The sequence below is a fragment of the Chachezhania sediminis genome, assembly GCF_009765275.1.
Classification (GTDB): Bacteria; Pseudomonadota; Alphaproteobacteria; order Rhodobacterales; family Rhodobacteraceae; genus Chachezhania; species Chachezhania sediminis.
The window spans coordinates 27,174-50,073 of sequence record NZ_VOPH01000011.1 but is presented as its reverse complement, the minus strand read 5'-3'; the positions used below and the strand labels follow the sequence as shown (position 1 = coordinate 50,073).

Annotated in this window: 27 protein-coding genes and 1 tRNA gene; 12 read left to right on the top strand and 16 right to left on the bottom strand. The window is 64.3% G+C overall.

Going from position 1 to position 22,900, the window contains the following annotated elements; translation table 11 throughout:
• The first annotated feature begins 4 nt into the window (after positions 1–4).
• From boxB to FQK05_RS21940, 5 genes are all read left to right on the top strand, one after another.
• Entirely contained in the window at positions 5–1,456 is a 1,452-nt protein-coding gene (gene boxB / locus FQK05_RS21960) for a benzoyl-CoA 2,3-epoxidase subunit BoxB (RefSeq protein ID WP_158970973.1), read from the top strand.
• Positions 1,457–1,522: 66 nt separating this feature from the next.
• The gene (locus FQK05_RS21955) at positions 1,523–1,825 is read left to right on the top strand and encodes a hypothetical protein (protein WP_233270630.1); all 303 of its coding nucleotides are present in this window, start codon (positions 1,523–1,525) and stop codon (positions 1,823–1,825) included.
• Positions 1,822–3,012 carry a benzoyl-CoA 2,3-epoxidase subunit BoxA gene (boxA, locus tag FQK05_RS21950; protein WP_158970971.1) on the top strand — a complete coding sequence of 397 codons (1,191 nt, stop codon included), beginning with the start codon at positions 1,822–1,824 and terminating at the stop codon, positions 3,010–3,012. The genes FQK05_RS21955 and boxA overlap by 4 nt, the downstream gene beginning before the upstream one ends.
• On the top strand, positions 3,012–3,443 hold the full coding sequence (locus tag FQK05_RS21945) for an acyl-CoA thioesterase (protein WP_158970970.1): 432 nt from the start codon (positions 3,012–3,014) through the stop codon (positions 3,441–3,443). The genes boxA and FQK05_RS21945 overlap by 1 nt, the downstream gene beginning before the upstream one ends.
• 95 nt (positions 3,444–3,538) lie before the next feature.
• The gene (locus FQK05_RS21940; RefSeq protein WP_158970968.1) at positions 3,539–4,450 is read left to right on the top strand and encodes a helix-turn-helix transcriptional regulator; all 912 of its coding nucleotides are present in this window, start codon (positions 3,539–3,541) and stop codon (positions 4,448–4,450) included.
• Positions 4,451–4,632: 182 nt separating this feature from the next.
• Here the strand turns inward: FQK05_RS21940 and FQK05_RS21935 are convergent, their stop codons facing one another.
• Positions 4,633–5,850, bottom strand: a complete 1,218-nt coding sequence (locus FQK05_RS21935; RefSeq protein ID WP_158970966.1) for a winged helix-turn-helix domain-containing protein — start codon at positions 5,848–5,850, stop codon at positions 4,633–4,635.
• Positions 5,847–6,881 carry a LacI family DNA-binding transcriptional regulator gene (locus FQK05_RS21930; RefSeq protein WP_407644516.1) on the bottom strand — a complete coding sequence of 345 codons (1,035 nt, stop codon included), beginning with the start codon at positions 6,879–6,881 and terminating at the stop codon, positions 5,847–5,849. Before FQK05_RS21930 ends, FQK05_RS21935 begins: the two co-directional genes overlap by 4 nt.
• Positions 6,882–7,072: 191 nt before the next feature.
• Between FQK05_RS21930 and FQK05_RS21925 the strand changes: the two genes are divergently transcribed.
• Positions 7,073–7,149, top strand: a tRNA-Arg gene (locus tag FQK05_RS21925).
• 11 nt (positions 7,150–7,160) lie between these two features.
• On the opposite strand, the gene FQK05_RS21920 is transcribed toward FQK05_RS21925, so the two are convergent.
• From FQK05_RS21920 to FQK05_RS21885, 8 genes are all read right to left on the bottom strand, one after another.
• Positions 7,161–8,261: a tyrosine-type recombinase/integrase gene (locus FQK05_RS21920; RefSeq protein ID WP_158970962.1), complete on the bottom strand. Its 1,101-nt coding sequence runs from the start codon at positions 8,259–8,261 to the stop codon at positions 7,161–7,163.
• Entirely contained in the window at positions 8,258–8,452 is a 195-nt protein-coding gene (locus tag FQK05_RS21915) for a hypothetical protein (RefSeq protein ID WP_158970960.1), read from the bottom strand. Before FQK05_RS21915 ends, FQK05_RS21920 begins: the two co-directional genes overlap by 4 nt.
• Positions 8,453–8,461: 9 nt before the next feature.
• A complete protein-coding gene (locus FQK05_RS21910; RefSeq protein ID WP_158970958.1) occupies positions 8,462–8,671 on the bottom strand; it encodes a phage head-tail joining protein in 210 nt (69 codons plus the stop codon).
• Positions 8,671–10,431: a prohead protease/major capsid protein fusion protein gene (locus FQK05_RS21905; protein WP_158970956.1), complete on the bottom strand. Its 1,761-nt coding sequence runs from the start codon at positions 10,429–10,431 to the stop codon at positions 8,671–8,673. The genes FQK05_RS21910 and FQK05_RS21905 overlap by 1 nt, the downstream gene beginning before the upstream one ends.
• Entirely contained in the window at positions 10,428–11,747 is a 1,320-nt protein-coding gene (locus FQK05_RS21900) for a phage portal protein (protein WP_158970954.1), read from the bottom strand. The genes FQK05_RS21905 and FQK05_RS21900 overlap by 4 nt, the downstream gene beginning before the upstream one ends.
• On the bottom strand, positions 11,744–12,265 hold the full coding sequence (locus FQK05_RS21895) for a hypothetical protein (RefSeq protein ID WP_158970952.1): 522 nt from the start codon (positions 12,263–12,265) through the stop codon (positions 11,744–11,746). Before FQK05_RS21895 ends, FQK05_RS21900 begins: the two co-directional genes overlap by 4 nt.
• A 130-nt stretch (positions 12,266–12,395) precedes the next feature.
• Positions 12,396–12,791: a hypothetical protein gene (locus tag FQK05_RS21890; RefSeq protein ID WP_158970950.1), complete on the bottom strand. Its 396-nt coding sequence runs from the start codon at positions 12,789–12,791 to the stop codon at positions 12,396–12,398.
• Positions 12,792–12,865: 74 nt separating this feature from the next.
• Positions 12,866–13,021 (bottom strand): Arc family DNA-binding protein, encoded by a 156-nt coding sequence (locus tag FQK05_RS21885; RefSeq protein WP_158970948.1) that lies wholly within the window; start codon positions 13,019–13,021, stop codon positions 12,866–12,868.
• A 100-nt stretch (positions 13,022–13,121) separates the two neighbouring features.
• Between FQK05_RS21885 and FQK05_RS21880 the strand changes: the two genes are divergently transcribed.
• Positions 13,122–13,409, top strand: coding sequence for an Arc family DNA-binding protein (locus FQK05_RS21880; protein ID WP_158970946.1), 288 nt, complete (start codon positions 13,122–13,124; stop codon positions 13,407–13,409).
• A 66-nt stretch (positions 13,410–13,475) separates the two neighbouring features.
• On the top strand, positions 13,476–13,952 hold the full coding sequence (locus FQK05_RS21875) for a hypothetical protein (protein WP_158970944.1): 477 nt from the start codon (positions 13,476–13,478) through the stop codon (positions 13,950–13,952).
• A 34-nt stretch (positions 13,953–13,986) separates the two neighbouring features.
• Here the strand turns inward: FQK05_RS21875 and FQK05_RS21870 are convergent, their stop codons facing one another.
• From FQK05_RS21870 to FQK05_RS26265, 6 genes are all read right to left on the bottom strand, one after another.
• Entirely contained in the window at positions 13,987–15,762 is a 1,776-nt protein-coding gene (locus tag FQK05_RS21870) for a phage terminase large subunit family protein (RefSeq protein WP_158970942.1), read from the bottom strand.
• Positions 15,749–16,249, bottom strand: a complete 501-nt coding sequence (locus tag FQK05_RS21865) for a DNA packaging protein (RefSeq protein WP_158970940.1) — start codon at positions 16,247–16,249, stop codon at positions 15,749–15,751. Before FQK05_RS21865 ends, FQK05_RS21870 begins: the two co-directional genes overlap by 14 nt.
• 94 nt (positions 16,250–16,343) lie before the next feature.
• Positions 16,344–16,613 carry a hypothetical protein gene (locus tag FQK05_RS21860; protein WP_158970938.1) on the bottom strand — a complete coding sequence of 90 codons (270 nt, stop codon included), beginning with the start codon at positions 16,611–16,613 and terminating at the stop codon, positions 16,344–16,346.
• Positions 16,610–16,771: a hypothetical protein gene (locus FQK05_RS21855; protein ID WP_158970936.1), complete on the bottom strand. Its 162-nt coding sequence runs from the start codon at positions 16,769–16,771 to the stop codon at positions 16,610–16,612. Before FQK05_RS21855 ends, FQK05_RS21860 begins: the two co-directional genes overlap by 4 nt.
• Before the next feature lie 376 nt (positions 16,772–17,147).
• Positions 17,148–17,381 carry a hypothetical protein gene (locus tag FQK05_RS21850; protein ID WP_158970934.1) on the bottom strand — a complete coding sequence of 78 codons (234 nt, stop codon included), beginning with the start codon at positions 17,379–17,381 and terminating at the stop codon, positions 17,148–17,150.
• Positions 17,378–17,752: a hypothetical protein gene (locus tag FQK05_RS26265; protein WP_233270629.1), complete on the bottom strand. Its 375-nt coding sequence runs from the start codon at positions 17,750–17,752 to the stop codon at positions 17,378–17,380. The genes FQK05_RS21850 and FQK05_RS26265 overlap by 4 nt, the downstream gene beginning before the upstream one ends.
• 539 nt (positions 17,753–18,291) lie before the next feature.
• On the opposite strand from FQK05_RS26265, the gene FQK05_RS21840 reads away from it, so the two are divergent.
• From FQK05_RS21840 to FQK05_RS21825, 4 genes are read left to right on the top strand one after another with little or no spacing between them, the layout of a single operon-like run.
• The gene (locus FQK05_RS21840) at positions 18,292–19,266 is read left to right on the top strand and encodes a helix-turn-helix domain-containing protein (RefSeq protein WP_158970932.1); all 975 of its coding nucleotides are present in this window, start codon (positions 18,292–18,294) and stop codon (positions 19,264–19,266) included.
• On the top strand, positions 19,263–20,279 hold the full coding sequence (locus FQK05_RS21835) for an ABC transporter ATP-binding protein (RefSeq protein ID WP_158970930.1): 1,017 nt from the start codon (positions 19,263–19,265) through the stop codon (positions 20,277–20,279). The genes FQK05_RS21840 and FQK05_RS21835 overlap by 4 nt, the downstream gene beginning before the upstream one ends.
• Entirely contained in the window at positions 20,276–21,283 is a 1,008-nt protein-coding gene (locus tag FQK05_RS21830; protein ID WP_158970928.1) for an ABC transporter ATP-binding protein, read from the top strand. Before FQK05_RS21835 ends, FQK05_RS21830 begins: the two co-directional genes overlap by 4 nt.
• Positions 21,284–21,300: 17 nt before the next feature.
• Entirely contained in the window at positions 21,301–22,866 is a 1,566-nt protein-coding gene (locus FQK05_RS21825) for an ABC transporter substrate-binding protein (RefSeq protein ID WP_158970926.1), read from the top strand.
• Positions 22,867–22,900 lie beyond the last annotated feature (34 nt).

Sequence of the window (22,900 nt, the reverse complement as noted above, 5' to 3'; positions counted from 1 at the left end):
TACCATGCTCGACTTGATCAACGTCAGCTACGACACGCAGATCCCGAACAATGTCGGCCTGAGTTCCGACAAGCAGGTGCTGAAGGCGCTTGAGAAATGGCACCCGGGCTACATCAACTGGTGGAACGACCTGATCCCGCAGAAGTTCCAGGAAAGCCTCGTCTACCTGCGGACTGCCGTCAGCGTCGACCCGAAGGGCTGGGCCAAGTTCGATTACGTGAAGATGCCCGACTATCGCTGGGGCGTCCTGCTGGCGCCGCAGGTCGAGGATCGCCGCATCCCCTGTGGCGAGCACTATGGCCAGCCGGCGTGGCAGGAAGTCCCGGGCGAATACCGTTCGTTGCTGCGCCGCCTGATCGTGATCCAGGGTGACACGGAACCGGCATCGGTCGAACAGCAGCGTTTCCTGGGCCTGACCGCCCCGTCGCTTTATGACCTGCGCAACCTGTTCCAGGTCAACGTGGAAGAGGGCCGGCACCTCTGGGCCATGGTCTATCTGCTCCACAAGTATTTCGGCCGTGACGGTCGTGAAGAAGCGGACGATCTGCTGCGTCGTCAGTCGGGTTCGGAAGAAGCCCCGCGGATGCTGGGCGCCTTCAACGAGGAAACGCCGGACTGGCTGTCGTTCTTCATGTTCACCTACTTCACCGACCGTGACGGCAAGATGCAGCTGGAAAGCCTGGCGCAATCCGGCTTCGATCCGCTGTCGCGCACCTGCCGCTTCATGCTGACCGAAGAAGCGCACCACATGTTCGTGGGCGAAACCGGCGTCGGCCGTACCATCCAGCGCACCTGCGAGGCGATGGTCGAAGCGGGAATCGACGACCCCTATGACACCGACCGCATCCGTGCGCTGGGCGTCATCGACCTGCCGACGATCCAGAAGAAACTGAACCTGCACTATACCCTGTCGCTGGACCTGTTCGGCCAGGAAGTCTCGACCAACGCTGCCAATGCGTTCAACTCGGGCATCAAGGGCCGGTTCATGGAGAACCGGATCGACGACGACCACAAGCTGAACGACGCCACCTACGATGTCTGGGACTTCGAAGACGGCAAGCTGGTGCGCAAGTCGGTGCCGGCGCTGACCGCGATCAACATGCGCCTGCGCGATGACTATACCAAGGACGCCGCCGGTGGTGTCGGCCGCTGGAACAAGATTATCGAGAAGACCGGCGTCCAGTTCGAAATGAAGCTTCCGCACGAGGCGTTCCACCGTCAGATCGGCGTCTTCTCGGGCAAGACCTTCGCCCCGGACGGGACGCTGGTGTCGGGGGCCGAATACGACAAGGGCATCACCGAATGGCTGCCGACCAGGGCCGACGGTGACTTCATCCAGTCGCTGATGAAGCCCTGCACGGAGCCGGGCAAGTACGCCAGCTGGATCGCCGCTCCGAAAGTTGGCATTGACAACAAGCCGGGTGACTTCGAATACGTTAAGCTTCACATGGCTTGATGGCCACAGACGTTGCGCGGGGGGCGCCCGCGCAACGTCTTCACCTGAAAGACGCCGCGCGGTGCCGTGACAGTCATACCGTTTCCCAAGCGCGCCACAGGCGCCAAGGACGAGACCGCCGCGGCCTCGAACCCTGACAGTTCGGCCAAGGAGCGCGCACCCGACATGATCATCGACCGCACGCAGGCCCCGCGTAGCCTGTCCGACGATCTCTCCCGCCAGCTTTCCGCACTTTACGGCCCCTGCATCGACTGCGCCGATTGCAACGGCCTGTGCCACGAGCTGATCGAAGCCCTGATGCTGCCCGGCGCCGTCCTGAACCGGCCGTCGCGGCGGCGGACCGACGACGAGCCACGGAAGGCCCCATGAACAAGCCTCTGAAGCAGCACCTGATCGACCCTGAAATCTGCATCCGCTGCTATACCTGCGAGATGTCCTGCCCGGTCGAAGCCATCCAGCACGACGACAACAACGTGGTCGTCGATGCCTCGAAATGCGATTTCTGCATGGACTGCATCCCGGTCTGCCCGACCGGGTCCATCGACAACTGGCGCGTGGTGGCAGAACCCTATTCGCTGGAAGAGCAGTACGAATGGATGGAGCTGCCCGAACAGGAAGAGGTGGCATCGGACACCGACGGCGACGACGCCGGGGCTGTCGATGACCAGATCGCCGCCCTGCTGGCCCAGGCCCATTCCGGTGCCGGCGGCAAGGCCAAGGCGCCGGCCACCGCGTCGAAGCCCACGATCAACATGTACAACCTGGGCAAGCCAGCCGAGGCGACTGTGACCGGCAATTACCGTCTGACCGAGGCCGACAGCGACAGCGATGTGCGCCTGATCATCCTGGACATGGGTGCACAGCCCTTCCCGGTGCTGGAAGGCCAGTCGCTGGGCATCATCCCGCCCGGTACGGGCGACGATGGCAAGGCGCACCTGCCGCGGCTTTATTCAGTCTCCAGCCCGCGGGACGGGGAACGGCCCGGCTATCACAACATCTCGCTGACCGTGAAGCGGGAACCGAACGGCCTGTGTTCGAACTATGTCTGCGACCTGAAGGTGGGCGACAAGGTCAAGGTGACGGGGCCCTTCGGTGCCACCTTCCTGATGCCCTCCGACCCCGAAGCGCACCTGATGATGATCTGCACCGGCACCGGGTCCGCCCCGTTCCGGGCCTTCACCATGCGGCGTCAGCGCGAATATCCGTCGCTGAAGGAATCGCTGACGCTGGTCTTCGGTGCGCGCCGCCCGGGAGAGCTTCCCTATTTCGGCCCGCTGAAGAAGGTGCCGGAAAACTTCATGGCGAAGCTCTTCGCCTTCTCGCGGCAGGAGGGGGAACCCAAGGCTTATGTACAGGACCGCCTGCGGACCGAAGGCGACCGGGTGCTGAAGCTGATGCAGGACCCCAAGGGCCATATCTACATCTGTGGCCTGAAGGCCATGGAACAGGGTGTCGAACAGGCGCTTTCGGACATTGCCCGTGGCGCCGGGCTTGACTGGACCTCGATCCGCGATGAGATGCGCACCGACGGGCGCTATCACGTGGAAACCTATTGATGAGTTCAGAAAAGACCGGACCCTACCTGCACGAAATCCGGGTGGCCTGGGGCGATTGCGACCCGGCCAAGATCGCCTATACCGGCCGGATCCCGTCCTGGGCGTTGGAAGCCATCAACGGCTTCTGGGAACATGTCCTGGATGGCGACGGCTGGTATCAGATGGAACTGGACCGCGGCTATGGCACGCCCTTCGTGCACATGAGCCTGGATTTCCGGTCCCCGGTCACCCCCCGTCACCGCCTGATCTGTGCGGTGATACCGGTGCGGCTGGGCACCAAGTCGATCGAGTTTCGGGTGACGGGCACGCAGGACGGAACGCTGTGCTTCGAAGGCACTTTCGTGAACGTCTTCACGCATTCGGCCGATTTCACCTCGCGCGCGGCCCCGGAAGAGATCCGCGCCGCGGTGGAGCCGTATATTCCGGCCTGACGAGCATTAACCGGAAAAATAGTGCATATTTCCGTTGCCCGGGGCGCCGCTTCGGTTACTTTATGGCGCTATTGTTCTGATACCAGCGTGCATCCATGACCGAAACCCCGCTTCCCGCCAGCGCCGCGCCGGCCGACGCGACCGAGACCCCCGTCTCGGACGTGATGCGCCGTGTCGGTGCGCGGGTGCGCATGGCGAGGGCCGAAAAGGGCCTGCCGCGCCGCGCCCTGTCCGAGGCGTCGGGCGTTTCGGCGCGGTATCTTGCACAGCTGGAAGCGGGGCAGGGCAACATCTCCATCGCGCTGCTGGAAAGGGTCGCCGTGGCGCTGGGCCGGCGGCTGGAGTGGCTGATCGGAAGCGATCCGGCGGTCCCGACAGAAGCCGCGCGGGTGGCCGAGCTTTACCGTGCCGCGCCGGCTGCGGTGCAGGCGCAGGTCCTGCAATTGCTGGCCCCGGGAGAGGTCCCGGACGCCCGTCGCAACCGGATCTGCCTTGTGGGCCTGCGTGGCGCCGGCAAGTCCACCCTGGGCACCCGCGCCGGGGCGGTTCTGGGCCTGCCCTTTGTCGAACTGAACCGCGAGATCGAGGAACAAAGCGGCATGCCCGTGGGCGAGGTCATGGCGCTGTATGGCCAGGAAGGCTATCGCCGGCTGGAAGCGCAGGCGGTGGCCCGGGTGATCCGGCAGCACGACGCGCTGATCCTGGCGGTGGCCGGCGGCATCGTCGCCGATACCGAGACCTATGGAGAACTTCTGGCCCATTTCCATACGATCTGGGTCCGCACGTCGCCGGACGAACACATGGCCCGCGTCCGTGCCCAGGGGGACGAACGTCCCATGGCCGGCAACCCCGAGGCGATGGAGCAGCTGAAATCCATCCTGACGGATCGCGAGGAGCTTTATGCCCGTGCCGAGGCGCAGCTTGATACGTCCCGCAAGACCACGGATGCGTCGCTGCAGGACCTGCTGGCTCTGATCGAAGAACGAGGGTTCCTGTCGACGCCGTGACATCGGGGCGGGGCAATCGGTCGGGCTGCAGGGGGATGGTGTGTGGACACTACGCACCCTATGACATGTGGCCAAAGGGGCGGTCGCCGTTCATACCGTAGGGCGCGTGCTTGGCGCGCACCGCACCGGCACTGGGAACCCAGCACCGGCCTGAGGGGCAATGCGGGTGGAAACCACGCACCCTACGGTTGCGGGTCCCGCATCCAGCCATCCAGGAAGGTCACCCCTTCCATCCCTGCAAACCGGGCCACCCGATCCAGTTCCGTTTCCAGCCGCGCCTGCCGTGCCCCGCCCCAGCGCACCCCGTTCTCGGGCCAGAGCGCCGTCACCACCAGTTGCGCGCTCTCGCGGTCCGTCTTCATGTCGACGCGGCCGACCAGGCGGTCGCCCTCCATTAGGGGGAAGACGTAATAGCCATAGACCCGCTTGGGCGCCGGCACGAAGATCTCGATCCGGTAGTGGAACCCGAACAGCCGTTGGGCACGGTTCCGGTCGCGGAGCGCCGGGTCGAAGGGCGACAGGACGCGCAGACGGCCCGGGACCGGGGGCAGGGCGGCCGCGGCCTGATCCACGTCGGGCCAGGCAAAGACCTTGCGCAGGGCGCCGTCATGGCCCGCGATCGTGGCGGCGACGATTTCTCCGCTCGCCAGTTTGGCGGCGCACCAGTCCTTCGCCTCCTGCGGGGTGATCGTGGCCCAGAAGGCCGCAAGTTCGCCCGAGGTGGCAAAGCCCAGCCGGTCCATCGCCGTCCGGCAGCACCAGTCGATGGTCTCCTCGGGATCGGGCCGGGCGGCGGGGCCGTGCAGATGCTCCTCGATCACCCGTTCGGTCAGGTCATAGCGTTTCTGGAAGCCGTCCCGCCCGATCACCGTCAGGGTCCCGGTTCGCCAGAGATATTCCAAAGCCGTCTTGGACGGGTGCCACTCCCACCAGCCGCCGCTTTTCTTGCCCTCCTGAGGCCCGACTTCGGCCGAGGAGACAGGGCCGTTGTCCCGGATATGGCTTAGCACCGTGTCGAACTGGTCGTCGAATGTGTGGCCGCGCCATTTCTGCCAGCGCGCTTTCAGCATCTCGCGGTCGCGGGCGAAACGCAGGTGCCAGTGCGGATAATACGAACGCGGGATGACGGCGGCATCATGGGTCCAGTGTTCGAAAAGTTGCCGGTCGACCTCGTAAAGCCGTTTCAGATGGGCCGGCCGATAGGACGTGCGTCGCGCCCGCAGGATCATGTCATGGGCACGCGCCACGGTCATGACGCTGTCCAACTGGACGAAACCCAGCCGTTCGATCACGTCCAGCAGGTCAGGCCCCTTGCCGGATCCGGTGGGCGCATCGCCCAGGCCATGCCGGTGCAGGAACAGCCGCCGCGCGGCGCGGTTGTCCAGGTGAAGGCCGGTCACGTCCGGGCGGTGCGCTTCAGCGTGTCGCCCCAGGCGATGGTCGGCGTCAGCGTGACTGACCCGCAATCTTCCGACTTGGGTTCCGCCAGCCGCTTCAGGACGATCTGCGCGGCCTTGCGTCCGATCTCCTTCCGGCAGGCATCCATCGTCGCCAGCTTTCGCGGCAGGCCCTGCAACAGGTCGACCCCGTTGAAGCCAGCCAGGCCAACCTGCCCGGGAATGTCGACGCCCTTGTCCAGCAGGTAAAGAAGCCCGCCCGCAGCGATCAGGTCGTTGGAATAATATAGGAAATCCAGATCGGGAGAGCGATTCAGCATCGCCTCGGTCATGTCGCGGCCCTTGGCCAGCGCGGACCCGCCGGAATAGAAGTCTCGGTCCTGGATTTCGACCCCCGACTTGGCCAGCCGTTCGGTGAAACCTTCGAACCGTTTCCGCGCCCGGTGGTCCAGCGGCATCTTGGTGCCCATGAACCCGATATGGCGGTAACCGGCGGCCAGCACCGCCTCGGCCATTTCCTTGCCAGCGCGGCGGTGGGAAATGCCCACCATCGCGTCGATGGGCGTGCCGTCGGTGTCCATGATCTCGACCACCGGAATGCCAGAGGCCTTGAGCATCGCCCGGCTGGCGTCGGAGTGTTCCAGCCCCGCGATGATGATGCCCGAAGGCCGCCAGGACAGCATCTCGTAAAGGACGCGTTCCTCCTTGGCGGGGGTATAATCGGTCAGGCCGATGACGGGCTGCAACTCGGTATCGTCCAGGACCTCGTTCACGCCCATCAGCACTTCGGGGAAGACCATGTTGGACAGGGTCGGCACGATCACCGCGACAAGGTTGACCCGGCTGGTGGCCAGGGCGCCCGCGATCTTGTTCGGGACATAGCCCAGGTCCTTGGCCGCCTGCAGCACCCGCGCGCGGGTGGCGTCGGACACATCGCCCCGGTTTCGCAGAACGCGGCTGACGGTCATTTCGGACACGCCGGACGCTTCGGAGACGTCGCGCAACGTCAGGGGGCGGGTCGGTGACGGGGGCAAGGGAGAAACCTTCAAACGGTCGAGTAAAGGGATGTTAGCGTGATCAACGGGCCCGGTTCAATATCCCGCGGATGCAGGGGGGCGCTTTCCCGGACATTTCGCAAGCGCCGCACCGGGCGATTGTGACGAGACAAGCCGAACCGTCTGTGCTAGGCGGTCCCGGCCCGAAGCGCTGTGACGCCCCGGGCAGTGGCCCCGTGGCTCAACTGGATAGAGCAGCCCCCTCCTAAGGGGCAGGTTACAGGTTCGAATCCTGTCGGGGTCGCCACTGTTTCATTTTTACTCCCTATTTTCAGGTGCTTGCGTGTCTGTTTTGTCCAACCACTCGGAAAGGTTGGACACGTTTTCACTGTGTGCGAGGGCCATGCCGGCGGCCGTGAGCTTCTTCCGCTGCGCAGCCCGGACGTAGCGGAGCGCCTCGCGGGTGCTCTTGTGTGCGAGGAACGACATGATCTGAAATTCGTTCGCGCCGGCTTCTGCGAGTGTCGTGGCCCCCAGTTTGCGGAGGCCATGTGCCCGGCATTCGTCGGGAAGCCCCGCAGCCTTGCACTGATCTGCGAACCAGTTTCCGAAGCTTTCTACGGTGTAGGGCTTGCCGCCATGCGTGACAAAGATCGTGGTGCCGTAGGGCAGCTGGACGATTTCGGCGACTAGGGCGGCCATGTACTTCAACGGCAGTTCCGTATCTTGCCCGGTCTTGCCGCGGCGATAGTAGATCACATCGCCCTTGATGTTCTGGCGGCCGATGGCGCAGGCATCCTGTCGGGCAGCGCCTGTCGCAAGCATCAGCTCAAGCGCCAGGCGCGCCATGGTCCCGCTGGCATGGGCCTCGCGGTATTGCTCGACCTGGGCCGCGGTCCAGGTGTGGAAACCGCTCTTGTTGGTCTTGCGCTCATCGATGCCTTCGGTCGGGTCCGGGTGGTTCATGCCCAGTTTCTTGCGGGCGAAGGTGAATAGTTCGGACACCTCCTTGCGCAGCCGATTTGCCGCGTCAGGGCCGCCCTTGCGATCCATCAGGTTTTCGATGTGGTAGGGCTGAAGCTCGGCCATGCGGGCGCGACCGATCAGCGAGCCGATCCAGTCGAGACGCTTGCCCTTTGCGTACCGCGTGGACGCTGCCAGCGCCTTGTACTTCTTGTCGGCACGGTACTTGGAAAGCACGTATTCCACGGTGCCCCAGTCGCCCGCGGTCTGGGGTTCCGGGGCCGCGGTGGTCGCAGCTTCGTATTCGGCCCGGAACTGCGCAGAACCATAGGCGCCGTGGATATAGGTGTCGATCTTGCGGCCCTTGATCGTCAGCCGGAGCCGCCAGCGCTTTTTGCCGTGTCGATCAATGACGGGCTGATTTCCCAGCCCGGGGAAAGGGTTCCTGCGCTTCATTTCCTGATATCCAGCATGCGGTCGATATCCGCGATTCCGTTCGTCGAGATGCTTGACGAAACGGGGAGGATCGTCACTTCGCCGGTGGCATGGTTAACTCTAACCTCGCCGATCTGCATACCGGCTTCGGCCGCACCCTTTATGGTGCGGCTGATCTCGGTTTGCGTGATCTTGGCGGGACGGTTCGACATGGCTTGAGGTCAGACCCCCTTCGAAGTCTTGAAAGCGACGGTGCGCACACGGGTGGGGCTTGCGAGGCGGCGGTCGAGCGCAGCAATCGCCGCAGCCATTTCCGCATCGGATCCATAGCGCACGCGCTCGCCGTTCATCTGCAACTCGCGCACGCCCTTTGCGCGCGCCCTGATCAGGGCGTCGCGCATTTCTTCAAGCTCGGTGGCCTCGATCGCCATCAGCCGTTCCGATACCAGCCGCGGTGCTCGATCCAGCCGCAGCCGAAGTCGAGCCGCACCTTGATCTGAAGCCCGTCAACCTCGAAGCCGGCCTTGGTCTCGATCTGCGGGCCTGGCGCGCCTTCCAGGTAGGCGTATTCCAGGCCATCCATCAGGGCGGGATCGGCGGTCAGATACCATTGCTGGGCGTCGGTGAACCGGGGTTCCACGATCAGGCTGAGTTTGGAGAACGGGTTCACGTCGTCGGTCTTCGTTGCGGCAATCTCAGCCAGCACCTGTTCGGCCGTGGTTTCCAATTCCGGCGGGACGACCAGGAAGCGGGGCTTCACGTCGATCAGCCGATCCGAAATCCCGGTCTGACGGCGCATCGCGAGCCGTGCGGCCGACAGCGTGGTCATGCTCGGGGCACCGTAGGCGCCCGACAGGTTGTCATGGTCTTCGTGGAAGACGGCGACACCGTCGCTCATCACCGGGTTCGCCGTGATCTTGGCGACCAGCTGACTCGCCTCGAATGCGGCCGAGGATGCGCCCAGGAGCGTCGGCACCCGGGTGAAGGCGCCCAGGTCGTCGTTGACCATCGCCTGCCGGGAAATCGCGAAGATCTTCCCGAAGGTCTCGGCGCTGTAGCTCTCTTCCGATTCGTCGATGGTGCCATAGCTGAACTCGCCGCCTTCCCCGACCCGTTCCAGTTCCGGGCCTTCGCCCAGCATGATCGCCCGCTTGGCCCGGAAGTCCCGCGCCGTCGTCTGGCGGGCCAGCTGACGCACGGCCGAGGGGGCGGCGCCATAGGATCGGCGCAGCTCCCGCCCGACAGCGTCGCCCAGGATCATCGGGAAGTCCGAGGTGCTGTGAAGCGCCCGGGTGATCAGCGCGTCCCCGGTCATGGCCATGGTGGCAGCACCGCGCATCTGAAGCACTTCCCGGGCGATCTCGCGGAAGGTCAGGCCGGCCCACTGGCGGGCTTCCGGGCTGATCTGGTGATCCGGGTGCGACCTGGCGAACAGCGCCTCGCCCGCACGCTGCGCCACGACCTCGGGTGCCGTGTTGTCGTGGGTGATCACGGCCCGGGTGGTGCGAGTGGTGGTGTCTGCGCTGCGCCGCTGCATTTCAGCGAAGGCGGACTGGCGGGCCGCGTCTGCGGTCACTTCGGCGTCGATCTGGCCATCCGCCCAGGCGCGGTTCAGGCCGGCGGTCTGGGCAATGCTGCGGATCTCTGCGTTCACCTGCGCGCGCGTCTGGCGCTCGGTCTCGTTCGGCCGTTCGGCCGTCTGCTCGTCGGGTTCCATGCCGAATTCTCCGTTGCGGAAGTGAGCCCCGGCATCGGCCGGGACGGGGACGATGGACACTTCCAGGGGCGTCCATCGGGTTGCCGTGCGGACACGGTTCTTGCCGTCCCGCCCGTCCTGCCACTCGGCCACGGTGTAGCCGATGGACAGCCCGCGCAGGGTGCCGTCACCGATATCGGTCAGCACCGCCTGCGCGGCGTCGTTGCTGCGGAACCGCATCCGGACCCACAGCCCCTCGGACCGCAGTTCCGCGGCCTCGATGACGCCCAGCTGATCGCGGGTCGAACCGGAGCGGTGCCCGTCCAGAACGGGCGCGCCGACCAGGCGGGACAGGTCGGCACCGCGCAGGTCAAGCCGCTCGATATATCCCGGGCGGACCGCGTCCGCGCCGGTGGAAACGATGGCCTCGACAGTGCGGCCCTTGATATCGACCGTGGTCGGCCTGGGGGTGATCGCGCGAAGATGAATGGTCATGTAGCGGTCCCCTGATCCGGCCGGCGCGCATCGCGGGCGATCTCGGCATCCAGTTCGTCAATGTCCCGCCCGCGCCCCGCGACGACCTCTTCCCGGCTCTTCAGGCCGGCTTCGATAGCCGAGACATCGGCCTGCACTTCGTTCTGCGGGTCGACCCACTGCCAGCCGGGCGCCACGAAGCGGACGGCCTTGAAATCGGCGCTGCCGCCGGTGATGGCGCCGGACAGGGCCTGAATGTCGATCCAGCGCCGCCACAGCGGGCGCAGGAACTGCGCTTCGATCAGGTTGCGTTGCAGCATCTCCGCCCGGCGCCGGAATTCCAGAAGCCCGACACGGGCCGAGGAATAGTTCGCTTCGCCCAGGTCGCCGGTCAGCGCCTCGAAGGTAAGCCCGACGCCGGCGGCAATCTCGCGGTCCTGGGCGCGCAGGAATTCAACGGCCTGGGCGAGGCCCTGGCCGGGCTGGCTGAAGGTCACTTCCGTATTGGACGGCAGCACGCGCATCGCCCCGGGTTCCAGCGAGACATTCACCGCGGCGCCCGACAATTCACCGTCGAAACCGGCGGGACCACCGGGGCCGCCATCCAGATCCCGGATGAAGCCGGTCAGAAGGGCCGCGGTCTTCTCGCGCATCAGCATGGCGTCGGATGCCTCGTCACGGTCGCGCATCTTCAGCAGTACCGGGGTCAGCCATGACAGGCCGCGCACCTGGCCGGGAAACAGCGTGTCGAAGATATGCAGCATATCCGTTGCCGGAACCCGGACCGTTTCACCGAACGTGGCGAACGGCGCCCCGGGGGCTTCGCGCAGGATGTGATAGGCCGCCACTGTTTCGGACGCATCGAACTCCACCCCGGACACGATCCGGGCGCCGCCGCCCAGATCGCGGGACAGCGACGGGTCCACCTGATCGGCGGGGATGACCCGCAGGCGCGTGGTGCCGTCTTCGTTGACCAGGATGCGGACGAAGGCTTCGCCGTCCCGGATCAGCGAACGGGCGATGGCGGTCAGGTGTTGGCCCACCATGTGCTCAAAGTCATCGCTCAGCTGCCGGCGCACCGTTTCGTCGGGATGACGGGGACGGGCCTGCCAGCCTTTGCCGACCAGGGCGGCCGTCCAGGCTTCCACGATCCTCTGCCCATAGGGTGTGTTCACATACGCGGCCGAGGCGCGGGCCTTGGCGGCACCGCGGGCGGCAAGCGTCTGTTGCTGCGGATTGGTCAGGACGGAAGCACCATCCCAACGGCGACCGCCGCCACCGGCTTCGATGCCGGAGCGGCGAAACACTCGGCCAAGGGTGCGGGTGATGGCGTTCATTTGCCTTCCTCCGCTTCAACTTGGACTTTCAGGATTGCAAGCAAGGTCTGGCGCAGCAGCGTGCGGAGATTGATACAAGTGAAGACCGGCGCGGTCGTGAAGCTTTCATCCAGGCGCTGATTGATCTCGGCATTCAGCTCTTCGTTGCTCTCGACAAGGTTCGCGACCCAATCACCGGTCTCCCCGCGCCGAAACATGATGAAGCGATCTTTTTCGAATGTTTTCATGGCGAAATACGGAACGCCGTTCTCGTCCTCGATCCACTCATCCATGAGCACCTTGGCGGCCAGAAGCATTCCGATTTCCGCCAAGCTGTCGTCGTTCGTGGCGCGTTTCAGGCGGGCGTGGATGCTGATCGTAATCGTTTCGAAGTCGGTGAAGCGCTTCCACCCCTTGCCGCGTTCGAAGCTGAAAACGCCCTGCTTCAGCCGTGTCCGGATGGTTTCGCGGGGGTCACCCGCCACGCGAGCAACCTCCGCAATCAACATCGGCCGGAAACGCATCTTGTCGTCGCTCATCTCTCAACTCCGAAGTGGTTTCGGTCAACCACTTTTGACTTGTCGGTAAGATAGCTCGTAAAATGGTTTCTGGCAACCTGTTTCAGAATGGTGAACCAGCGCGGACTCCGCCTTGGCGTTCGAAGCTCGCCTAAGCCATGCCAAGCGTGGCAGCGACAGACTGAAGGGCCTTCATCTGGTAGTCTTCCAGGTAATGGCGCTCGCCATCCTCGATCAGAAACTGAATTTGCGCCCAGGCCCCTGCGATGGTCCCGGCAGGGGTGCCGGTCAAAAGATCCTCGATCCCTATCCGCCGGGCCCAAAGTGCATCTTCTTCCGCCGCGTCGGTCATATCATCGACCCGTAGGAGCTGGTCCATTTCGTGCCTGGCCTTTCGCCAGCGCGCCAGCCACTCGGGATGCGGATCGGCACATTGCGGCACCTTTTCTGCGCCAGTCTCTGCGGCCAACGGAAACACTGCGCCCCCTGCGGCCATGGGAAGGCCTTTCACCAGGACGCGACGGGTCATATATTGGCTGTCAGCCATGGGCGATCTCCTCATTAGATCGGTTTCATGTCAGGGCCGGGATGGTGTTGGAGCACCGCCTGGCCCGCTTCATTTCAGGCGCTATGCGCCTCCTGGGTCCGGTCCATCCGGTCGCGCACGGCGCGGATGATCTCGGAATTCTGGCTGCTGCCGTTCTTCTCTGCCTGCTCTTCGATCCATGCCTTGAGCTCGGGCGGAAGCCGCAGCTGAAGCGGTTTGCGGTTGGTCATATCAAGTTTCCAAAGTCACCGTGACATCACATGTGTCACGGTGACTTTATTGCGGTCAAGTGTTTTCTGGTGTCACGGTGCCACAAAGCTTGGAGGCACGATGACTGGCGGCGCAAACCGGGAAAGTGACAAGTTCATGCTCCGGCTGCCGGACGGCATGCGGGACCAGGTTAAGGACCTGGCGGCCGAGAACCGACGCAGCATGAACGCGGAAATCCTGGCGGCGCTGGAAGCGTGGCTGGGCGCGTCGAACCAATTTACATGTGAAACTGCGGCATCAAAGAGCGCCTGCGGCAAGGATCTGCCAGATACGGTCACGCTTCACATGAACGGACGATCAATAGATTACGTGCCGCATCCGAAGTATCTGGAATCGGGGTCCGACTGATCACCGCTGTTGTTCGGTTGGGCGCAGGGTGACTAGGATTGATTGCGCAACGCGGAGGCGAACAACATGACGGACCCGGTATCTGCATTGTTCTCGTTGATCGGGTTGGGGTCGACTAGATCAAGCCAAATCAGCGCAAAGCGAAATGCGGCGCTGGCACTTAGCGCTGAAACCATAGGTTTAGTTGGGCAGCTTTCCGACTTTCTTACGAACGAAGTCATGCGCCTAACGCACCGGCAAATGGACCTCGTTCCGGCGAATCCTGAGCTTTGGGAGGCCCCGCGACAAGGTTTGTTAAAAGTTGTCAACGAGTACCAGGAAGGGATGAGGAAGCTGGAGGCCGACCGGGAAATCCTTATACGAGGCAATAGTATGTCACTTCGGAAATGGGATGAGGCAATTGGAATCCTTCAAACACAAAAGGCTGCAATGGAACGCGAGTTCCTACGTCAACGACAGATAACGGCACAACTTCACGAGATTTTCGACAAGCTCGCGGCAATTCCACCTGAAGAACGCTACTTAGATCCTCCGCTACGATGAGTGCTTTTTGCGCCGGCCACAAAGCCGGTGGCGTTCAACGCTTCATCCAGTCAGATTTAAGCACGGGCACTGGGTTCTTCCTTGCGGTTTCCTGTCTCGCGCAGTGCTTTCGTAACTCCTCCCAATCCGGCCGCAGCATCTGCCGTGCCGCGAGCGCATAGACCAAGCAATCCAGCGCCTCCGCCCTCTTCCCAGGTATCCTCTCGAAGCTCCGCACCGGCTGACCGCGCCGATACCGCAGCACGGCACGTTCCGATGCCACCTGTTCATGCCAGACGGCGGGTAAGTCGCCTGACAGGCGAATCGTGCTGCCGCGGGACAGGCGCGCGAAGATCTGTTCCTTCGCCGTGTCCACGCCCACGATCCACAGCCGGGCACCGGTTTTCGTCTTCGACCCGGCCCGCTCGATCAGCGGCCGGCTGCCAGCGGCGCCCTTGATGGCCAGCACTTTGCGGCGGGTGCGCGCCCGCGCGAAGTCGGTCACGCGGTTCATGGTGGTGCCGTCGCCGGCATCCACCGCGCAGGCGTCGATCCCGATGCGCCCGCCCAGGGCGTGGGGGAAGGTCTCGCGCAGCTGCACGTCCAGCGCCGCCCAGGTATCGTCGTCGTCCCAGTCGCCCCAGATCACGCGGTGCCCCAGGACATAGGCAATGCCGCTTTCGGCCCAACCGACAAAGGTCAGCTCCAGGCGGTCGTGCTGGACGTCGCAGCCCACCGTCAGCGCCAGAACCTCTTCGGGCACGGCGGACAGGCCCCAGTCTTCGCCACGGCCGGCCAGATCCTCTTCGGACAGTTCTTCGCCTTCCCCGCGCCAGCCTTGGCCCAGGATCGTGTTGACGAAGGTCTGAAGCGTGGTCGGATCGTCCTTGGCGCCGATGAACTCTGCCGCCAGCTTCGCCCAGGACGCGTTCGTGTGCAGGCTGACCAAGGCATTCAGCCGGAACCCGGCATGGCCCTGCACCTCGGGCCGCGTGGCACGCCACTGGCCTTGTGCGACCATCGCGGGCTTGTGTCGCTCCTCGACCTCGGCCCGGCAGTGCGGGCACTTCCAGCGGGCGGATGCGGGCGTGTCGTCCCAGACGATCTGGTCCCAGACGATTTCGGCGAAGCTGCCGCATTCGGGGCAGGGCACTTCGAAGATGCGGGCATCCGACTGGGCATAGGCGCGCAGGACATGGCTGGTCTCATCGTGCACCGGCGTGCTGCCCAGGACGATCTTGCGATCCGGGAAGGACAGCGTGCGGCGCTCGGCCAGCAGGATCGGCGAGCCTTCGGCCGTGGCGTCCATGCCGTCCGCCTCATCGATGAACAGGACGCGCACGTTGTGCCGGCGCAGGTTGCGTGGGGCCTTCGCGGCGACCACCTTCAGCGACCCGCCGGGGAAGCGACGGGACAGCAGCGTGTTGCGCTCGCCTTCGTCCTGATCGTCGCCCAGGGCGTCCGCCACGCTGCGGGACGCGGCGAAGATCGGTTCCACGTCGCTGACCATGTAATCCCGGCAATCCGCCTCGGCCGGCAGAAGGCAGAGGATCGGCGACGGCTCATTGGCGACGAAGGATGCAACGGCCGAGGTCAGGAGGGTGGTGAACCCGACGCGCACCGGCTTGACCAGCGTCACGCGCTCGATCAGCGGATCGCCGATGGCGTCGGCAATCTCGCGCTGGAAAGGCCAGAGCCGCACCGGCCCGGGCTGGGCGCTGACGCCATCCGGCAGGGCGATGTGGCCTTCGATCCATTCGGACAGACGCAGGCGGGGCGGCGGGGTGAGCGCGCCCAGGGCGTTGCGGCGGATCAGTTCAAGCGTCGTCATTGCCAAGCTCCGTCAGGGCATCGCGTTGGGCGCGGTCCATGGCTGTGAAGATGGCGGCATCCGCCTGGGGGAAGTCGGCCCGAAGCCGGGACGGAACCGCCAGCATCCGGGACCGCACGTGGCGCAGCGTGTCCGACCAGGTGCGTTCGACCTCGGCCGCCTCGACCAGGTCACCGCGCAGGCGGGCGTTCTTCAGCGCCTGGGCGTCGGCCTGTTCCTTTGCCAGCCGGGCGCGCTCGGCCGTCAGGGTGTTCACATGCTGCTCGCCCCCGCGGCCACTGGCGGTTTCGCGCAGATGGGCGACATAGGCTTTCACGGTGGCGCCGAGGTCATAGGCGTCGTGCCCGATGTGAATGGCGATCTGGCGGCGCTTCAGGTCCGACAGCAGCGCCGGGCTGATACCCAGGAGGTCGCAAAGATCAGCGCCGCCAATGCGCATGACGCTGGCGCCGCTGTCGCCAAGGGGCAGCTCCTCCAAAATCCTCATGATTTTCAGCCCCTTATAAATTCTTGCGCAGGCCGAAGTGTCGGGGCGCGAATTACCCCCATGCGGTGGGGGGCGGGGAAGGACCCGCGCGCCATCAGGCGCTGCCGTGAGGGGTGGATGCGGCGAGGGCAATATCGCTCACGCTCAACAGCGGTCGGACGCGCTCACCGGCGCCAAGGCAGAGCTCATAGGCCATCTCCCCGCCGACCATCAGGGCCATTTCGGTGACGATCTCGGCATGCGCCGCAGCGATCACCATCTGCAAAGGTATCCCTGCCTCCTTGTGCAGGCGCAGGATAAGGTCAGAGACGCAATTGGCGACGATCTCTGTGGACTGCTCGGGGGTTCTGTCGTGTTCGGTCATTCTGAAATGCTCCTTCCAAGCTTGGTCAGTTCGAAAGCGATCTCGCTCTTTTCCTCGTGAAAGCGGTGCGGGTCGTGATGGTCGGGGCAGAGCCGTCGAAGTCGCCTGACCAGGTCTTCCAGGACTTCGGAGACGTGTCGCCAGTCTGTCGTCTTCATCTGCCTTCCTCTCTCTTCTCTATCGTTGCTCTATCCCCACCTGCTCATTGGTGAGGGTTGTTGTGACGGTCAGCAGGCGACTTTGCAGCCGCCCCTGACCGCCGCGATCTTGCCTGCTCACCGGAGCCGGGCCGCCGCTTAGGCCACGCTTCCGCTATCCAGCATCGAAAGCGCGCACCCCCTCTGTTCACCGCCCGCAGGTGGCAGTGCTATCTTCGGCCTTGGGGTGACAGCACGAAGCTGCATGGCTGGCCTGGCGGCTGATAGTTTCTACGATACCGCCCGTGTCACGCTGCGCCCGTACAAGTCGTCAAGCCCACTCGCAGCGCGTGTTGTTCTTGGCCTTGGCCCTGATCAGGGGCCGGCCAATGCGGAGTTATTCCCTCTCGATCACCTCCAAATCCGGCTCGTGCTCAGCGTCGAAGTCGGACAGGATGGCGTGCATCCACGCCTCCTGCTTCGGGCTCGGATGCCAGGTCTTGCGCCGCCCGTTGCGGGATATGGACCGCACAAAGCCCATCAGCTTCGGATCGTCGCCCGCGCCCATCACCCGGCGCACCACACGCGGCCAGCGGAACGTCAGGATCATGTCCAGCTCTGTCTCGGTCATGCCGCCTGCTCCAAGTCGGTGAGAAAATCGAGAAAGGCGCGGCGGTCCTCGCGGCTCATCGCTTCGAAGGCCGCGACTGCGTATGCTTTCAGTTCCGGCCGTGTCGCAGCGCTCGCCCACCAGCGGGCGTCGAACATGCCGCCGAGTGTGGACGGCAGTGGATAGCCCCGAGCGCCGAGAACGGCCCCGGCAGTATCTTCGATCAGATCGCCGGGAAGGGCCTTCAGGCAGGCGAAGGCGAGCGCCACGCGCTCCTGCACCGACAGGCGCGCTTGCGCCACGATGGCGAAGCCCGCCCAATTCTCATAATCGCAGCCGCGCACCAGGCAGTAGCCAAGCATCCGCGACAGGCGCTTGTGCTCGGGTTTCATGTACTTGCTGATTGCGGAGGTGCCCCGCCTCGGGGTATCATGTCCGCGAAGCTGAGGGGCTTCACATGCATTGACAGCGCCGTTGCGGGGACCAGCCGCAGCGGCGTTTTCTTTTGCCGATTTCGGGTTGGACAAACCCGGATTTTCGCCAACGTTTTCAATGTGGCCTTCTGGCCGGGTTGGACGGATTACCTTACTGATTTCATGGACACTCTTCGTGTCCTGTCGGGGTCACCACTTTTCAATTTGATATCAGATGCTTGTGTGTTCCGTGCGAGCACATCATGCAGCTTCTTGCAGGATTTTTCGGCGGTTCTCAGTGCTGGACCGAGAGTGTCCCGTACAAAACCCGCACAGTCGGATCGGGCTGGCTCTGATTCAGCTGGGAAATTGGCAGAGAAAAACCTCGGTCCGGCGGCAACCGAAACCGAGGCAAATTCAAAAGCAGACACGAAATTCTGCTTTCCCGAGTGTAGCGCGTCGAGCCGCCCTGTCACAACGAAAATCCTGTGGGGCGACCTTCCCGATGGGAAGTTCGTATGACGCATGTATTGACGCACCGCGGTCTGCCGGACGGGATGAACCGATGGGACCTCTACGGCCTCCTGGTGAAGGCGCCGAAGCATTTCGGCCTGACCGATACGACGCTCAAGTACCTGCGCTTCGCGATCTCCCGGACACAGGATCAGGATTATGCAGCAGGCAGGATCTGCGCCCTGTGGCCCTCGGTTTCGGAAACCGCATCGCAGCTTGAGGCGGACCCACGCCAGATTGCCCGGGCCGAGGCGCACCTGGCGGAGCTGGGCTTCATCGTGACATCCAGCGCGGCACGTTGTCGACGCTATGGAGTCAGGTCCGAAAACTTCATCCGCTACGCTTTCGGCATCAACCTCGCCCCGCTCGTGGACCGGACCCGCGAGATCGAGGCCGCCGCGCGGAAGGTTTGCTTCGAGAAGGAAGAGGCCAAGCGCCTGCGGCTACATATTCCGAAGCTCTTGGAGCGGGCCCGCACCTCCGGGGACGCTTCCGCCGAAGAGGTCGCGGAAGCGACCCTGCCATCTCGGCATGCCTCCCGCATCTGGCGCTACGCGCGGCTGAAGGAAATCGCCGACGCCCTGGAGGCGTTGATCGAAGCGCTCGCTGACGCGCCTGTGGCAGTGGAAATGTCCGACCGGTGCGACGCGGAAGTCGCACACAGGGTGGCTGCACCGCATCGGGCCAGCTACCCGTGCGCTCCGCCGGGGCAATCTTTGAATGCCGATAGAGGGTCAGAATTGCGGTTATTCTTTATAAAAAAGTTTAAAACCATATGGTTATCTTCAGTCTCCATCTGGCTTCGTCAAATATTTTTGTTAATTGTTGACAAAAATATCGACGGTATGAAACGGTGCCTCCCAGCAACCTGTGAGTTGTCAGGGAGGACAATAATGGATGGATCCGGCAGGATCGAGCCGCTGTTCAAGCGGGATGGCGGAGCCTTGGCTGCAGGGCCTTCGGCGGTACGCCATCCATGACCGGCGCTGCGATCCGACCCATTCTCGACGTGCGCGATCTGTCAATCGGCTTCCGGGGGCGACGGGGTCAGCCGGCGCTGAATATCGTGCATGACCTGAACTTCCGGATCGCGCCCGGCGAACGGGTGGGGCTCGTCGGGGAATCCGGTTGCGGTAAGTCGGTCACCGGACTGGCGTTGATGCGGCTGCTGCCCGGCGCGGCACAGATCGGTGGCCAGATCCTGCTGGACGGCAAGGACATGGCGACCGTTTCGCAGGGCGAGATCCGGCGCATGCGGGGCAAGAAGATCGCGATGATCTTCCAGGAGCCGATGAGCGCGCTCGACCCGGTTTTCACCGTCGGCGAACAGATCGCCGAGGCGTTGCGGCTGCATGAAAACCTGTCAAAGGCCGATGAGCGCGACCGCGTGATCGCCGCGCTGGCCGACGTTGGAATTCCGGCGCCCAAGCGGCGCTATGACGAATATCCGCATCAACTTTCCGGCGGCATGCGCCAGCGGGTGATGATTGCCATGGCTCTGATCAACCGGCCCGATCTGATCATCGCCGATGAACCTACGACGGCGCTGGATGTCACGATCCAGGCCCAGATCATGGACCTGCTGACGCGGCTTTCCGAAGATACCGGCACCGCGCTTCTGTTCATCACCCATGACCTTGGCGTCGTGGCCGAAACCTGCCAGCGCATGATCACGATGTATGCCGGGGAAATCGTGGAAGATGCGCCCGTTGACGACGCGCTCCTGTCGCCGCGCCATCCCTATACGTCCGGGCTGCTCCGGTCCCTGCCGCATTTCAACATGGAAAAAGGGCGGTTCGCGCATATTCCCGGGCGGGTGCCATCGCCAGGTGCCATGCCGACCGGCTGCCGGTTCGCGCCGCGCTGTGCCCATGCCGCCGACGCCTGCACCGCGCCGCAGGAGCTTCGCGATATCGCGGCCGACCGTCGCGTGCGCTGCGTGCGGGCCGATGATTTCGTCCTCGACGGTGCGGTCGCGGGAGAGACGGCATGACCCGCCCCGTTGTATCCGTCCGCGACCTGGTCGTGCGGTTTCCCAGCCTCGACGGTTCGTCCGAAGTGCGTGCGGTCGATGGCGTATCCTTCGACATCCGACCGGGAGAGACCTTCGGCGTGATCGGCGAAAGCGGGTCGGGGAAATCGACCGTGGGCCGCACGCTCGTTGGCCTTCTGGCCCCGACAAGCGGGACGATGGCCTTCGGCGACAGGGACCGCGCCGCGATGACCCGGGCCGAATGGCGGACCGAGCGACGCCACTACCAGATGATCTTTCAGGACCCGAACGCGGCGCTGAACCCGCGGATGACGATCCTCGACAGCCTGACGGAACCGATGCGGATCGCAGGGGGGCGCAGCAAGGCCGACATGCAGGACACCGCGCTGGCCGCGCTGGAAAAGGTGGGGCTGCGCCGCGACATGGCACAACGCTACCCGCACGAGCTGTCGGGCGGCCAGAAGCAGCGGGTGAACATCGCCCGGGTGCTGCCACTGTCGCCAAGGCTGATCGTCTGCGACGAGGTGGTCGCCGCGCTCGACGTGTCGATCCGGGGTGAGATCCTGAACCTTTTCAAGGAACTGCAGGACGACCTCGGCGTTGCCTACGCCTTCATCGCGCACGACATTTCCGTTGTCGCGCAGATCAGCGACCGGATTGCTGTGACCTACCTTGGCCAGTTCGTCGAACTGGGGCCGACCGAAGGCATCATCGACGATCCGCTGCATCCTTACACCGTCGCGCTTCTGTCGGCCGAGCCGCAGCCGCTGCCTACCCATTTGAGGCACCGGCGCCGCATGACACTGGAAGGCGACATACCCAGCCCGGCCAATCCGCCTTCAGGCTGTCGGTTCCACACCCGCTGCCCCTGGGCCACCCCGGACTGTGCCAGCCTCGAACCGGAATGGCGCGAGCTGAAACCGGATCACCGGGTGGCCTGCCATCACGCCACGGAGAAGGGGATGCCGCCCTTGCCCGTGCGCGAAAGCGTATCGAGCGACTGACAATGGAGGAGAATGTCATGTCCAGACGAACCGAGGAGATCATCAACTCCCTGCCGCCCCTGCGACGGCGGCAGGTGCTGGCCGGGATGGCCGGCGTCGCCGCGGCTGGCCTGTTGCCCAAGGCGGCCTTGGCGCAGGCGGGCGACACGCTGAAGATCCGGGGCAATGCCAACCCGTCCAGCCTTGATCCCGCGACCGGGGGGGCCGGGTCCGACCATGTGTATCTCTACAACTTCTTCGACACGCTTGTGGACTGGGAGCCGGAAACCCTGGCGCCGAGACCGGGCCTTGCCGCAAGCTGGGAATTCACCGACCCGAAGACGCTTGTCTTCAAGTTGCAGGACGGTGTCACGTTCCAGGACGGTACCCCCTTCAATGCCGAGGCGGTGAAATTCAACCTTGACCGCAACCGCACGGCGGCGCTTTCCAATATCAAGAGGGACGTTGCCAATATCGCGAATGTCGAGGCGACGGATGACCTGACGGTCACGCTTACGTTGTCGGCGCCGGATACGGCGCTGCCGCTGATCCTGTCGGATCGGGCCGGGATGATGGTATCGCCCGCGGCCCTTGGCAACGATCCCGAGGCCAATATGGAACGCAACCCGGTGGGCACCGGTCCGTGGGCGTTCGAAAGCTGGACCGATGGCGAGAAGGTCTCCGGAACCCGGTTCGCGGACCATTGGCGCAAAGGCGTGCCGGGCGTCGACAATATCGAGATCCTTGTCATCCCGGAAGCCGCGACCGGGCTGCGTTCGGTCCAGTCCGGGCAGGTCAACATCGCCTACCAGCTGGACGAGCGTCAGCAACAGCTGGTCGACAAGATGCCGAACCTGACACTGGTGGCAGGGCCGACGCTCTATATCTACCAGCTCTACGTGAACTCGGCCCGCGGGGCCCTTAAGGATGCCCGCGTCCGTCGCGCATTGTCCATGGCAATAGACCGCGAGGCCTTCGTGAAAGTGACGCAGGCCGGTGTGGGCGAACCCGCCTACATGAACCTTCCGAAGGCACACTGGGCCTGGTCGGAAGATGCGGCGAAGCTCACCACCTTCGATCCCGACGGCGCCAGGGCGCTGATGGAGGAGGCAGGCTATGGCGACGGGCTCGAACTCGACCTGCGCGGCTATCCCGATCAGGGTTCGGTTCAGCGTCAGGAATTCCTGCTGGCGCAGTGGAAGAAGATCGGCGTGACGGGCCGGTTTCAGAACGCCCCCGTAGCCGAGGCCTCGGGCCGGTTCTTCGGCGAGGAGAAAGTGGGCGACCTGCTGTTGTCCGCATGGACGGGGCGCCCCGATCCCAGTTTGACCTACGCGCTGCTCTACAGCGAAAGCTCGTACTACAATCCCGGCCGAGTGGCTCCGCCGGAAGGCTATGATGCGGCGGTCCAGAAAAGCCGGGAATCCGACAACCAGTCCGAACGGGCTGCGGCGCTTGCCACGGCACAGGAACTGGCGATGGGAGCGCAGCTCTCGATCCCGCTCTCCGTGCGGTACGAGGTCGACGCCGCCACGGCGAATGTCAGGGACTACCAGGCGAACCTGTTGGGCAAGCCCAAGTTCCGCGATGTGAAACTGGGCTAGTCCCGACGGTCCGGGCGTGCGCCCCTTCACCCGG